Here is a 12,843-nt window from a genome sequence, read left to right on the forward strand (position 1 = left end):
AGCTTGCAGAGCGTCTCACCCCGCCCCCCTGAGGAGCGAGCTTGCGCGCGTCACCCCCCTGAGGAGCGAGCTTGCGCGCGTCACCCCCCTGAGGAGCGAGATTGCGAGCGTCACGAAGGGTTTCGCAGCGTCTGTCGCCAACCCTTCGTGGCTCGTCGCTTGCGCTCCTCACACCTCAGGGAGCGGAGACACGTGCGTCGCTTGCGCTCCTCACACCTCAGGGAGCGGAGACACGTGCGTCGCTTGCGCTCCTCACACCTCAGGGAGCGGAGACAAGTGCGTCGCTTGCGCTCCTCACACCTCAGGGAGCGGAGAACAGGTGAGTCGCCTGCGGTCGTTGCAACCTCCCCAGGGAGCGCAACCGTTCCGCGAGAACGGCATCCGTCTGTCTCAGAGCGAGTTCTCGGCAGCGGCGAGGATCTGGCGCCGCAGGGTCGACGACGTGTTGGGCAGCCACATGGCGCGGACGGGCGCGAACGGCGGGTCGGTGAACTCGACGATGCGGATGCGGTTGACGTAGATCCAGCCGGGTTCGTTGGTGACGAAGGCACACGCGTCGGGGTGTGCGATCACCGCGGTGTGCGGGGGCGTGCCCAGCAGCGTCGAGAGGATGATCCGCGGTTCGAACCCGGCGCGCCGGCACATACCGACGAGGATGTCGGTGTACTCGTACTCGTGCTCGGGACCCCACACCACGATCTCGTATCCGGCCAGGTCGGCCATGTCGACCCGGTCGTGCGCGGCGAGCGGATGGTCGGCACGCACCGCCAGGCGCAGTTCGTGCTGCGTCGCGATGGTCGTCGCCATGTCCGGCGGCGCCGCGACACCACGACCGAGAGCCATGTCGATCGCCCCGGACAACAGCTCGTCGCGGATGAGTTCGGCGAAGACCGGCCGCACGGTGATCGGCACCGATGGGTCGGCGAGGACCACCGGTTCGATGATGCGGAAGACCTCGGAGGAGGCCAGGTCCGGTGCGTGGCCGATGACGAAGGGGGCCGGCGACCCGGCGTCGACGCGCCGCACCTGCGTCGCGAGTTGCTCGCCGCCGGCCAGCAACGGAACCGCGCCGCGGTAGAGCGCTTCCCCGGCGGGGGTCGGCGTGAGGCTTCGACGCGACCGCGAGAAGAGCTCGACACCGAGGTGGCGCTCCAGCTCGCGAATGGCCGAGGAGAGCGCCTGCTGGCTGATGAACAGGTCATCCGCGGCGACCCGAAGGCTCGGCGCCTCCATCACGACGACGAACATTCGCAGCCGCCGAAGGTCGATATCGCGTAGTCCAGGGTCCCCAGGACCGTTCATCAACCATCTCCTGTCAGTTATCCCGATTGATGTGATTGTAGGTTGACCATCGAGACCATATGCTGAATTCTGCGAGGCCGGGTTCGCGCCGGCCACATCGCATTCGGACTACCTGCTGGGGTCCCTCCCGCGGAGGGGACGGGAGGACCCCAGCAGGAAGCGGCTGATCGGGCCCGATTGGCACGACCGTCTCAGCGCGCATCAGATCGACGGCGATTCTGCGATTCTTACATCTTTCGCTCCGTCGGGTCATATCGCCGAATTCGAGACGAAACGATCTTTAATCGTCCTCTAAACTCCGTAACGAGTGTTCGGCGACTTTTCGTCGCTGCACACGGGCGCGTGTACGCGCATCACGACCGGGAAAGAGGACGTCGCCATCGGGTACCTGGAACGTGAGGGGAACGAGGCGCGGCCTTCCGCACGTTTCCGGGCGCTTCGCCACGGTCCGGTGTCCGACGAGAACTCCGGCCATCGCGACCTCTACGACGACGCCGATCACGTCCTCAAACAGGTGCGGATGCGCGAGTGGCATGTTCGCTTCACCATTGCCGTGCTGGTCGCGGTCTGCGGGATGCTCGGGACCATCGCACTCTTCACCCCGAGCGGCACGCAGGGTTCCGTCCCCCGCTCGATCGCGCTCGGCATCGTCGTCGTGTCCACGATCCCGATGGCATTCGTCGTCAGCCGGGTACATCTCGGCGTGATCTGGTGGACCAAACAGTCCTCGGTCCGGGGATTCAACACCGCATTCGTCCTGTGGGCCGACGCTGTTCTCACCATCGCCCTGCTTGCCATCAGTGATGTCATCCTGGCCCAGTTCTGCGCAGCGATCTTTGCGGTGATCGGCTCTTATGTGGCCCATTTCGTGCGTAGCGCGGTCGCGTACGCGCACATGATCTACTCGAGTATTGCCGTGGGCGCTCTGGGAATCCTCTCGTGGTCCGAGGGAACTCCGCTGACGAATGTCCTGTTCACGACGCTCGCGCTGTTGGTCGTGACCAATGGGACGACGGCTCTCCATCGCAGCTATACATCCGATTTCCAGCGTTCGCTGAAACATCAGCTCATCATGGCGAATACCGATTCACTCACCGGGCTGTTGAATCGCCGTGGCTTCGTGTACGCGGCCACCACGATGCTCCGCCGTAACCCCGCAGTCCCGTTCGCACTGGTCACCGCCGATGTCGATCGGTTCAAGGGCATCAACGACGAGCACGGCCACGCGACCGGCGACGACGTCCTGCAGCGGGTCGCCGAGATACTCCAGGGCGCCACGGACGAACGCGCCGTCGTCGCGCGGCTCGGCGGCGACGAGTTCGCGATCGCGACGCTCGCGGACGAGGCCTCGGTAAGCGCTCTCGCCGAATGCATCCGCACGCAGGGCATCACGACCCGCGCCGGTGCGACGGCCTCGATCAGTCTGGGCATCGCCGTCGGTGTCACCCCGGGCGGCCACATGTCGTCCGACGACGCCGATGCGTTCATCCGGCACGAGTTCGAGGTCGCCGACGAGGCGCTGTTCGACGCCAAGGCCGCAGGGCGCGGCCGATACGTGGTCGCGGGCCGCTCGGCGTTCGGACCGACTACAGGAGCACGCCCGGGTTCAGCAGACCGTCGGGGTCGAGAGCCTGCTTGATCCGCGCCGTCAGTTCCATGACGTCCGAGCCCACCTGGTCGGGCAGCCAGCCCTTCTTCAGGCGACCCACCCCGTGCTCACCGGTGATGGTCCCGCCCAGCTCGATCGCGAGATCCATGATCTGCCCGAACGCGACCTGCGCGTGCTCCGCCTCGTCGGGGTCGGCGGGGTCGAAGACGATCAGCGGATGGGTGTTGCCGTCGCCGGCGTGGGCGATCACCGAGATCATGACCCGATTGCCGGCCGCGATCTCCGCGACGCCGTCGATGAGGGCGGGCAGGGACGGCAGGGGAACACCGACGTCCTCGAGCAACAACGACCCCAGCTTCTCCACGGCCGGGATCGCCGCGCGACGGGCCGCGGTGAACGCCTCGCCCTCGGTGGGGTCGTCGGTCGCGAAGACCTCCCCCGCCCCGTTGCTCTCGAATGCCTTCTGGATGAACTCGACCTCAGCCGCACCGGCGGCGCCCGGGGCGTCGGACTGGGCGACGAGAAGGGCACCGGCCTCCCGGTCGAGGCCCATCCGCATCAGGTCCTCGACAGCGTTGATGGCGACCGAGTCCATGAACTCCAGCATCGCCGGACGGATCTCGGCGGTGACCGCCAGGACGGCCCGACTGGCCTCGTGCACCGAACCGAACACCCCGACGACGGTGCTGGCCGGCCCCTGCGGCGGCAGCAGTCGGAGCGTCACCTCGGTGATGATCCCCAGGAGCCCCTCGCTGCCGACGAACAGTTTGGTCAGTGGCAGGCCCGCGGAGTCCTTGAGCTGCTTGCCGCCGACCCGGACCGCACGACCATCGGCGAGCACCACCTCCAGACCCAGGACGTAGTCCGTGGTGACGCCGTACTTCACGCAGCACAGCCCGCCGGCGTTGGTGGCGACGTTCCCGCCGATCGAGCAGATCTCGAACGACGACGGATCCGGCGGATACCAGAGCCCGTGCGCCGAGGCCGCCGCCTTCACCTCCGCGTTGAACAGGCCGGGCTGGACGACCGCGGTCCGCGTCGCCGGGTCGACCGCGATGTCGCGCATCTTCTCGGTGGAGAGCATGATCGCGCCGTCCACCGCCGTCGATCCACCGGACAGGCTGGTGCCGGCACCCCGCGTGATGATCGGGACACCGTTCGCCGCGCACCAGCGGACGGTGTTCTGCACCTGCTCGGTGGTCGTCGGCCGCACCAATGCCAGCGGAGTGCCCGCCGTCGGGTCGGCGGCGCGGTCCTGCCGGTATCCGGCGAGGATGTCGGCGTCGGTGACCACCATGCCGTCGGGGAGGGAATCGGCCAGCGAACTCGGGTCGGCACTCATCTGTTCAGAGTATTCGCCGGGCCGACGACCACGGTTTCAGTTTGATACATGGCCGGACGCGACCCCTACCGGGACAATGGGCGTCGTGAACGATTTCAATGCGACCGTCATCAACGAGTTCCGATCCAACAACGGGCATGTCGAAACCGCCGGCTTCGGCAAGAATCTCGTGCTGTTGCACACGCTGGGCGCCAAGTCCGCCGAGCCGCGGATCAGTCCGCTGTTCGCCCTTCCCGACGGGGACAGCTGGCTGGTCATCGGGTCCTTCGCGGGCTCACCGAAAGCCCCGGCCTGGGTGCACAATCTCCGTGCCCATCCCGACTCGGTCGCCGTGGAGGCACCGTCGGAGGACGGCGTCGAGCGTCTCGACGCCGCCGTGAGCGAAGTCGAGGGTGACGACTGGGAACCGGCGTGGCAGAAGTTCATCGAGGCCTCCGAGCAGTTCCTGAAGTACACCGAGACCGCGCAGGGACGACGGTTCCCGATCTTCCGCCTGACACCGAGTCGCTGACACCGGCTGGGTGACGGCGCCGGTTCCCGTCGTCGGTTCGTCGACGCATCTACGCTGACAGGGTGTTCGAGGTTGGCGAGAGCGTGGCCGGCTTCACCATCGACGACTTACTCGGTGGCGGGGCGAGCGCGGATGTGTTCCGGGTCCATCGCACCCGTGGCGACGACGACGCGCCTCCGTCGCCGGTGCCACCCGGGGACCGCGACCGGTGCGATGGGCCGGTCGCCCTGAAGGTCCTGCACCCGAACGCGTCCGATCACGCGCGGGTCCGCGAGCGCTTCGAGCGAGAGTTCGGAATCGCGTCGCTGTTGGACCACCCGCACATCGTGCGCATGCTCTCGCACGGCGAGATCACCTCACCGCGCGGCTCGCTCGGTCCGCGACACCTGCCGTCGATGTGGCTCACCATGCAGTACATCGGCGGACCCGCCGCGACCGCACTCGTCCCGGAGCGCGGCGACGAGCCGGACATGGGCACCATCCTGCGCGTGGCGACACAGATCGCCGACGCCCTCGATTACGCGCACGCCCAGGACATCCTGCACCGCGACGTCAAACCCGCGAACATCCTGCTCTCCCGCACCCCGCGTCCGGCGGGCATCGAGTCTCCCGGCGCCGATTCCGCCGGCACCAGCCCCGTCGACGCCTACCTCTCGGACTTCGGGATCGCCCAATTCCTCGACGACACGCGGCCGCTCGCCCGCAACGGTCGCGTCCAGGGCTCCATCGGTTATGCCTCGCCGGAACTCCTGCAGGCTCAAAAACTCACGCCGGCAACCGATTTCTACGCATTCGCCTGCACCCTCGTCGAACTCATCACCGGCACACCGCCGTATCCACGCAACACCGCCTTCGCGATCACTTACGCGCACCTCAACGACGACCCGCCGAAACTCACCCGGCGCCGCCCCTGGCTGCCGTCGGCGACGAACTCGATCTTCGCCAAGGCGCTGGCGAAGGATCCCGCGGACCGGTACCCCTCGTGCACGGCGCTGGTGGAGATCCTGACCCGCCTCATGCGCGACGTGCCCGTGCCGGAGCCGTCGCGGCGTTCGACGTGGTGGACTCGGACCCGCTGAGCGCTCAGCGCGTCGGACCGTCGATGGCGTACACGCGAACCGCTGTGTCGCGGAGCACCTTTCGCAAGGCCTCCGAGCCCCACTGGGAGACGCAGTCGACGAGCGCGCCCACGAGGACGTCGACGGCGGCGTTGGGCCGGTCGATCGGGTAGTTGGACCCGAACATGATGCGGTCGGACCCGAAGTGGGTGATGACATGCTCGACGAAGGGACCGATCATCTCGGCGAGGGTGGCCTGGCCGCCGATGTTGCCCCAGCGTTCGTGGCCGTAACCGAGAATCGGCATTGCCAGGCCGGATAGCTTGACCACCACGTTGCGGTAGGTCGCGAGGGTCGTCATCCGCTCCCGCCACAGCCGCCAGATGTCCGCGCGCGCAGCGGCTGTCGCGCCGGTGCGGACACCCACGGGACCGAAGACCCCGGCCGGTATGCCGAAGTGGTCGAGGATGATCGTCGTGTCGGGATACTCCCTGGCCAGCAGGATGACGTCGTAGAGCTGGTGTGAGTAGACCGAGGCCTCGAAGACGAGCTCGCGGCTCGCGAGTTCGGCGAACCCCTCCAGGAACGCCGTCGAGGACAGCAGATTGTCGGTGTCCCCGCCGTCGCGGACGCGCGGATCGGGATGCCGCGATGCGACGATGCGGATACCGCGGAACCGCGGGGAGGCCGCGAACTGCTCGTCGAGCATGTCCGCGAACGTGCGGGTGCGCGGGTCGCCGTGCGAGATGACGGCACCGAGACGTGGGGTACCGGCCTGGCCGAACGGCAGACTCTCCAGATAGCGCGTCTCCTCCACCGCGGTGCTGTCCACCGGGGGGCCGGTGGCGTCGGTGACCTCGCGGCGCCAATGCGACTCGACGTGGACCACGGTGTCGATCGGCACCCCCACGACGGTCGGGACCAGCGCCGCGTCGGTGGCGTACTGCCGCGGCTCGTAGGCCCGGGCAACGGTGCGCGGAGTCAGGATGTACTCCCGGTCGGCGCGCGACACCACGAGGGGGAACACCCGGTCGCCCAGGGTGGGGACGAACCCGTACAACCTCGACGCCCGCGTGGCCGCCCACGGGGTACGCCGCGGGTTCCAGTGCTGCACATGGGCATCAACGATGCCCGTGAGGACCCCTTCGAGGGACGTCATCCCCGTACCTTGCCACACCTCGTCACTGCCCGACATGGGATGCCGGATCCTGAATTGTGCCGTGTCGAAGGACTAGTGTGGGTCTCTTGAACCGGGTGGGGACACGAGTCGCGACGGAGGTGTGATCTTTTCGATATGGCGACACATTCGCGCCATGCGCTGCATCAGCTGCGGACGGCTGTCAATCGAGACCCCGACCGGTTCGTCACCAACGTCTACACCCGCATGTTCGCGATCGACCCCGACCTGCGCGACCTGTTCGGTGTGTCGATGGCCGCCCAGCGGGTCGCCTTCCATCGCGTCATCGATCATGTCCTCGAAGCGATCCCGGCCGAGTCCGGCCACGCCGAACTCGTGGAGTTCCTCGCGCAGCTCGGTCGCGACCATCGCAAGTTCGGGGTCGAACCCGAGCACTATCACGTGATGTACGCGGCGCTGATGGGCGAGTTCAGCAGCCTCATGGCCGGCTACTGGGACGCCGAGACCGAGCAGACCATCTCGCAGGCGATGATGCTGGTGACCGGGGTGATGCGAGGCGCGGCCGAGAGCGCGACCCACCCTGCGCGCTGGACCGCCGAAGTCGTCGAGAAGTACCGCATCACCCGCGACCTGGCGGTCGTCCGGCTTCTCGCGCATTCGCCGCTCACGTTCAACGCAGGCCAGTACCTCGAGGTGCACACCCCGCAGTGGCCCAAGCAGTGGCGCAATCTCTCGCCGGCCATCCCGCCCAACCCGGCGGGTGAGCTGGAGTTCCACGTCCGCGCGGTCCCCCGGGGCACGGTGAGCACCGCGATCGTGAGCGAGACCAGCGTCGGCGACGTGTGGACCCTCGCCCAGGGCCACGGCACGTTGCATGTCGACCGCGGCAGCAAGGTCCTGATGGTCGCCGGCGGCACCGGGCTCGCGCCGCTGCGGGCACTGCTGATCGAGATGTCCGCCCGCGTGGATTCGCCGGAGACGCACATCTTCTATGGGATGCGCTATCCGGGCGAACTGTATGACCTGACGGTGCTGCGCCGCATCGCGTCGACCAATCCGTGGCTGCGCGTCACCGCCGTGTCCCAGGAGCAGACCGATCCGTGGTGGATCAACGCGGTGGCGACGCCCGCCGAACTCGGTGTCGACCACGAGATCGGCACGCTGGCCGACGTGGTGGTCCGGTCGGGCGACTGGGAGGACCACCAGGTGCTGATCGCGGGCTCACCGCAGATGATCGAGAACACCCGGCGCACCCTCATCATCGCCGGCGTGCGGGCCAGCCGAATCCAGCACGACCCCGTGTTCTAGACCGCATCGGTCCAGGCCGGGGCCACCCGGATCGCTTCGAACGGTTGCGGCTCAGGGGACTTCGAGGCTCGGCTCACCGGCGGCCGGAGCCGTGACCGTTTCCGTCTCGGTCACGGTGTACGTCTCGGGAGCCGACTCGGTGACCGTCTCCGTCCGCGTGACGGGGCGGGGAGTTCGCGTGACCGTCGTCGTACGGACGCTGGTCTCGGTCTCGGTCTCGGTGACCGTCGCCTGCTCGGTCGAGGTGACCGCCGCCGGCGTCTCGGTCACCGTGACGGGCGCGGGCTCGGCGATGGTCGACTCGGCGGTGAGGATCAACGTGATCCCGACGGCGCCGAGGAAGACGGCGGCACCGATCGCAGCGCCGACGAACCACCATCGGCGACCGGTCGACGTCCGGGCGGCGACCGCGGGGCCGGCCGGCGCGACCACCGCGGCGTCGGCCGCGCCGAGCGCGGAGGCGAGCGACGGATTGTCCGCAACCGTCACCGGGCGCTGCGACGCGTACTCGAACGCCGGCGCGATCCCGGGGAGCTGGGCACCGGGCCCGACCACGATCACCGAGGTGACGTCGCGACCACGAGGCAGCCTGGTGACGGCCGTCGCGAGCTGCGACGCCGCGTCGGGGTCGGTCACCGAGGCGACCTGGCCCGGCGTGAAGTCCGCGGTGCCGAGGACCGCGCCGGACGCGGTGTCGACGGTGGCGAGGGTGGTGCCGGCCGCGGGCGCGGCGTTGCGGTCGAGGTCGACGACGGCCACCACCCCACCGCGCGGCGAATGGGTGCACGCGATCTCGGCGAGAGCAGCGGCGTACCCGGTGACGACGACCTTGCCCGACCAGGACGGCCCGGTGCCCGCGCCCGGCGCGAAGACGCGGGCCAGGTGGTCGCGGACGTCGGCGCGCGACGCCGAGATGCCGATCCGGTCGACCTCGACGGGGACCGAATCGACGAGTTCGACGATTGCGGCCTCGGCACCGGCGGCCGATGCATCGGGGAGATCTACGAGGTTGCTCGCCAGGATGTGTCCGTCCGCGTCCCGGACCACCGAACTGATCTGGTCGTCGACGACGGAGATACCCAGGACCACGAACCCTGGCATCGGACCGTTCCCCGGTACCTCGGACATGGTTCACCTCCCGTCGCCGACCTGCTGTGGCGTTCTGACCCGCAAGCCTAGCGGCTGGGGGGCGGACACCGTACACCCGGCTGTGCCCGGCGGACCGCTCAGATCGGTTCGGCGGGATGCTGGGTGTAGGCCGCGTCGCGGACCGCCTCGTCGGTTTCCAGGCCCGCGCCCAGTGCTCCGCCGACGGTGGCGAGTGAACAGGTCAGCCAGGCGACCTCCAGGTAATCGGTGAAGCCGGCCGGGTGGTCGAGCGTCGCACCGAAGACCTGCGGCACCACCAGGCAGAGCGCGCCGATCGCGGACAGGACGAACAGCGCCGCGTAGAAGGCGGCGACGCCGAGCACCACCGTGATCACGGTGACGATGTTGAACAGCGCCACCTGTTCTCGCGTCTGACGGGAACTCCCCCGTTCCCAGAGGTCGGCCCCGATGATCAGCGTCGCGGTGATGGCGATGATCGAGCCGAGCGCGACCCCGGTCAACCGGATCCCGCCGAAAGTGTCTGCGAGCAACCAGATGTCGGCGGTCACCAGCGCGAAGACCCCGGCCGCGATCGCCCCGGTGAGTGCGCGGCTGAGGCCGAGCGCCAGCCGCCACGGGCGGTTGGCGCGCACCATGCCGGTGAGCAGACGCAGGTTCCCGGTCAGCACACGTGCGGTGAAGGCGGTGCCCGCCTCGTCGACGTCGGTCCCGAGCTGCCGGACGCGATGGCGGAGCGCCGACCGCGCCGGCGACTTCTGGTGTTCGCGGAGGTCGTCGGCGTCGGCGCCGAGGAGTTGCCCGACGAGTCCGGTGATGATCCCGCGTGCCCGTTGCCGTACTCCGGTCGCGCCGAGTGCCGGCACCGAGAGGACCGCGACGCCGTGCACCGCGTTGGCATGCGCCACGACCGGGCGTTTGCCGACGTGCAGCGGCAGGTCGGTCAGACAGAGCACCAGATCCCATTCGTGTTCGAGCAGAAGGTCTCTGGTGGCGTCGACGATCTCGGCGTCACCGGCCGGTGGTTGGACGACGCCGGCCTCGAGGAGCTCGAGCTGCCAGCGGGCGCCGGGAAAGGTCGTCTGGATGTGGTCGGTCAGATCGGCCTCGACCAGCTTGCGGGCGAGACCGATGGCCTGGCCCGGCGCGGCGACGACACCGAGGACGACGACGGGTTCATCCGGGGAACCGGGCTCGGGTGTGTGACCGGCGGAGGAGTCCATCGGCGGTCGGCGCGTTCAGGCGAACCGGGCCGCGAGCGCCCGGAGGGTGCCTTCTATCCCCTTGCCGTTCTTCTTGTCGTAGCCGATGAGTTCCATGATCTTCGGTACCCGGAGCGTCGAGTAGTCGAAGGTCTCGGTGACGGCCGTGGTGGTCGGCGAGGTCGACTCGAGCTCCCATCGCCAGCGGTGGCCCATCGGATGCTGCCACTCGACGACCCGCCCGGGTTCGAAGTCGGTGACGGTCGAGGTGATCTTGTAGGGCACGCCGTACTGCTTCATCCCGACACTGAAACGCGCCCCGCGGGTCAGCGTCTCGGGACCGCTCACCGGGGTGTCGCGCACCGTGCCGGAGCCGTCGAGCTCGGGATGCCGATGGGGGTTCGACACGAGCGCGAAGACATCGGCGGCCGGGGCGTTCACGACGACCCGACGGGAGACCTTGTGCGGCCCGGAGTCGACGGTGGTGACGGGTTCAGAAGCCATGCGGTCAACGTTACGCACGTCCGCGGGCTCGCGTCGAAACCGCGTCCGGACACCACGACGCCGGGCCTGATCATGTGTCGGGCCCGGCGGCTGGTGGTGTGTGTCGGAGATATGGGTGGGTGGTCAGTCGGTGGTGCGCTTGCGTCGCGGCTGCCACACGACGAGGGCGTTGGTACGCGGCACGGGCACGAGTTCGCCGCCTCGCCGGGTCCGCGACGCCTGCACCTCGTCGGTGAGTTCGCGGACACGATGCTGGAGCGCCTCGACCTGATTGCTCAGGTCGATGATGCGCTTGATGCCCGCGAGGTTGACGCCCTCCTCCTGCGAGAGACGCTGGATCTCCCGCAGCAGTTCGACGTCGCGGGACGAGTAGCGGCGACCGCCGCCACTCGTCCGCTGTGGGGTGACCAGCCCCAGCCGGTCATAGGTCCGCAGGGTCTGCGCGTGCATTCCGGCGAGTTCGGCGGCCACCGAGATCAGAAACGTCGCGCCGTCGGCCTCGAAGTTCGCACCGGCCATCACTCATCGCCCCCAGTCCGCCCGCGGATCGAAACCGCTTGCCCGCTCGGCCTGGTCGTAGGCGCGCATCGCCTCGACCGCGGCCTCGTCGAGCTTGTTCGGAACCGCGACCTTCACGGTGACGAGCAGGTCGCCCGCTCCGCCGGAGCGCTTGGGCACCCCGCGACCGCGCACGCGCAGCGTGCGGCCGTCGGTGGTGTTCGGCGGGATCTTCACCCCGACCGATCCCTCCAATGTCGGAACCGAGACCGTCGCTCCGAGAACGAGTTCGGAGATCCGCACCGGCAGCTGCACCCGAAGGTCGTTGCCGCTGCGGGTGAAGTGCTTGTGCGGGGTCACGTGCACGACGACGTAGAGGTCGCCCGACGGGGCGCCACGTCGGCCGGCCTCGCCCTGTCCGGCGAGCCGGATGCGTTGTCCGTCCTCGACGCCGGCGGGTATCCGCACGTTGATGGTGCGCGCGCGGACCTTCACGCCGCTGCCGTCGCAGTCGGTGCACGGATCGTCGATCCGCGAACCGGTGCCCTGGCAGTCCTGGCAGGGCTCACTGAAACCGAATGCGCCCTGATTGCGGCTCACGAACCCGGAGCCGTTGCAGTTCGCACACACCCGCGGGCTCGTTCCGGGCTTGGCGCCCGAACCGTGGCAGGTGGTGCAGGGCGACGGGCTGGTCACCCGGAGAGGGACGGTCGTGCCGAGCGCGGCGTCGGAGAACGAGAGCGTCGTCTCGGTCTCGAGGTCCTTGCCACGACGCGGCCTGCTTGCCGTCGAAGTACGTTGCGTTCCGCCGCCGCGGTTGAACAGTCCGTCGAAGATGTCGCCGAAACCGCCTCCGCCGCCGCCGGTCTGCGCCCCGCCGAACAGGTCGCCGAGGTCGAAGTCGTTACCGCCGCCGGTGGTGTAGGTGTTTCCCCCACCGGGGAAGCCGCCCGGGAAGCCGTTGCCGCCGCCGCGGAATCGTCCGCCGGCGAACATGGCGCGCGTCTCGTCGTATTCCTTGCGCTTCTCGGCGTCGCCGAGCACGCTGTGGGCTTCGGACACCCGCTTGAAGCGCTCCTCGGCCGCGGTGTCACCCGGATTGGCATCCGGATGCAGCTCGCGCGCGAGCTTGCGATAGGCCTTCTTGATCTCTTCAGCCGAAGCGTCAGAAGCAACGCCCAGGTCCTTGTAGAAGTCGTGTTCTAACCACTCACGTTGTGGTGCCACCAGACGTCACCTCCTTTGAGTTCTGTTGTCTGGATGA

The 12,843-nt window shown here is 68.6% G+C and carries 11 protein-coding genes and 1 pseudogene; 4 read left to right on the forward strand and 8 right to left on the reverse strand.

What is annotated here, in order from left to right:
- Positions 1-390: 390 nt before the first annotated feature.
- Positions 391-1,302 (reverse strand): LysR family transcriptional regulator, encoded by a 912-nt coding sequence (locus CA982_RS04460; protein ID WP_004022360.1) that lies wholly within the window; start codon positions 1,300-1,302, stop codon positions 391-393.
- A gap of 451 nt (positions 1,303-1,753) precedes the next feature.
- On the opposite strand from CA982_RS04460, the gene CA982_RS04465 reads away from it, so the two are divergent.
- A complete protein-coding gene (locus CA982_RS04465) occupies positions 1,754-2,941 on the forward strand; it encodes a GGDEF domain-containing protein (protein WP_086534337.1) in 1,188 nt (395 codons plus the stop codon).
- Here the strand turns inward: CA982_RS04465 and CA982_RS04470 are convergent.
- Entirely contained in the window at positions 2,889-4,253 is a 1,365-nt protein-coding gene (locus tag CA982_RS04470; protein WP_086534158.1) for an FAD-binding oxidoreductase, read from the reverse strand. The two genes, CA982_RS04465 and CA982_RS04470, sit on opposite strands and share 53 nt — an antisense overlap.
- 85 nt (positions 4,254-4,338) lie before the next feature.
- Between CA982_RS04470 and CA982_RS04475 the strand changes: the two genes are divergently transcribed.
- Both CA982_RS04475 and CA982_RS04480 read left to right on the forward strand, forming a co-directional pair.
- Positions 4,339-4,764, forward strand: a complete 426-nt coding sequence (locus CA982_RS04475; protein ID WP_086534338.1) for a nitroreductase/quinone reductase family protein — start codon at positions 4,339-4,341, stop codon at positions 4,762-4,764.
- Between the two features lie 62 nt (positions 4,765-4,826).
- On the forward strand, positions 4,827-5,843 hold the full coding sequence (locus CA982_RS04480) for a serine/threonine-protein kinase (RefSeq protein ID WP_086534159.1): 1,017 nt from the start codon (positions 4,827-4,829) through the stop codon (positions 5,841-5,843).
- A 4-nt stretch (positions 5,844-5,847) separates the two neighbouring features.
- Here CA982_RS04480 and CA982_RS04485 read toward each other — a convergent pair whose 3' ends face one another.
- Complete coding sequence (locus CA982_RS04485) at positions 5,848-6,981, reverse strand: amidohydrolase family protein (RefSeq protein ID WP_086534339.1); 1,134 nt, start codon at positions 6,979-6,981, stop codon at positions 5,848-5,850.
- A 123-nt stretch (positions 6,982-7,104) separates the two neighbouring features.
- On the opposite strand from CA982_RS04485, the pseudogene CA982_RS04490 reads away from it, so the two are divergent.
- Positions 7,105-8,268 (forward strand): annotated as a pseudogene (locus CA982_RS04490) (FAD-binding oxidoreductase); the annotation flags it as partial.
- Positions 8,269-8,319: 51 nt separating this feature from the next.
- Here the strand turns inward: CA982_RS04490 and CA982_RS04495 are convergent.
- From CA982_RS04495 to dnaJ, 5 genes are all read right to left on the reverse strand, one after another.
- Positions 8,320-9,396: a hypothetical protein gene (locus CA982_RS04495; RefSeq protein WP_086534161.1), complete on the reverse strand. Its 1,077-nt coding sequence runs from the start codon at positions 9,394-9,396 to the stop codon at positions 8,320-8,322.
- Positions 9,397-9,494: 98 nt separating this feature from the next.
- Positions 9,495-10,598 (reverse strand): hypothetical protein, encoded by a 1,104-nt coding sequence (locus tag CA982_RS04500; protein ID WP_086534162.1) that lies wholly within the window; start codon positions 10,596-10,598, stop codon positions 9,495-9,497.
- Positions 10,599-10,613: 15 nt separating this feature from the next.
- Entirely contained in the window at positions 10,614-11,081 is a 468-nt protein-coding gene (locus CA982_RS04505) for an SRPBCC family protein (protein WP_086534163.1), read from the reverse strand.
- A 123-nt stretch (positions 11,082-11,204) separates the two neighbouring features.
- The gene (locus CA982_RS04510; protein ID WP_086534340.1) at positions 11,205-11,600 is read right to left on the reverse strand and encodes a heat shock protein transcriptional repressor HspR; all 396 of its coding nucleotides are present in this window, start codon (positions 11,598-11,600) and stop codon (positions 11,205-11,207) included.
- Positions 11,601-11,603: 3 nt separating this feature from the next.
- Positions 11,604-12,806: a molecular chaperone DnaJ gene (dnaJ, locus tag CA982_RS04515; protein WP_086534164.1), complete on the reverse strand. Its 1,203-nt coding sequence runs from the start codon at positions 12,804-12,806 to the stop codon at positions 11,604-11,606.
- Between the last annotated feature and the right edge of the window lie 37 nt (positions 12,807-12,843).

Origin of the sequence: Gordonia lacunae (assembly GCF_002149015.1) — a bacterium.
GTDB classification, from domain to species: domain Bacteria; phylum Actinomycetota; class Actinomycetes; order Mycobacteriales; family Mycobacteriaceae; genus Gordonia; species Gordonia lacunae.

What these genes read in the sequence shown, in the direction of transcription:
- CA982_RS04495 (WP_086534161.1), bottom strand. Translation starts at nt 9,396, where the DNA reads ATGTCCGAGGTACCGGGGAACGGTCCGATGCCAGGGTTCGTGGTCCTG.
- CA982_RS04510 (WP_086534340.1), bottom strand. Translation starts at nt 11,600, where the DNA reads ATGGCCGGTGCGAACTTCGAGGCCGACGGCGCGACGTTTCTGATCTCG.
- CA982_RS04505 (WP_086534163.1), bottom strand. Translation starts at nt 11,081, where the DNA reads ATGGCTTCTGAACCCGTCACCACCGTCGACTCCGGGCCGCACAAGGTC.
- CA982_RS04500 (WP_086534162.1), bottom strand. Translation starts at nt 10,598, where the DNA reads ATGGACTCCTCCGCCGGTCACACACCCGAGCCCGGTTCCCCGGATGAA.
- CA982_RS04470 (WP_086534158.1), bottom strand. Translation starts at nt 4,253, where the DNA reads ATGAGTGCCGACCCGAGTTCGCTGGCCGATTCCCTCCCCGACGGCATG.
- CA982_RS04485 (WP_086534339.1), bottom strand. Translation starts at nt 6,981, where the DNA reads ATGACGTCCCTCGAAGGGGTCCTCACGGGCATCGTTGATGCCCATGTG.
- CA982_RS04460 (WP_004022360.1), bottom strand. Translation starts at nt 1,302, where the DNA reads ATGAACGGTCCTGGGGACCCTGGACTACGCGATATCGACCTTCGGCGG.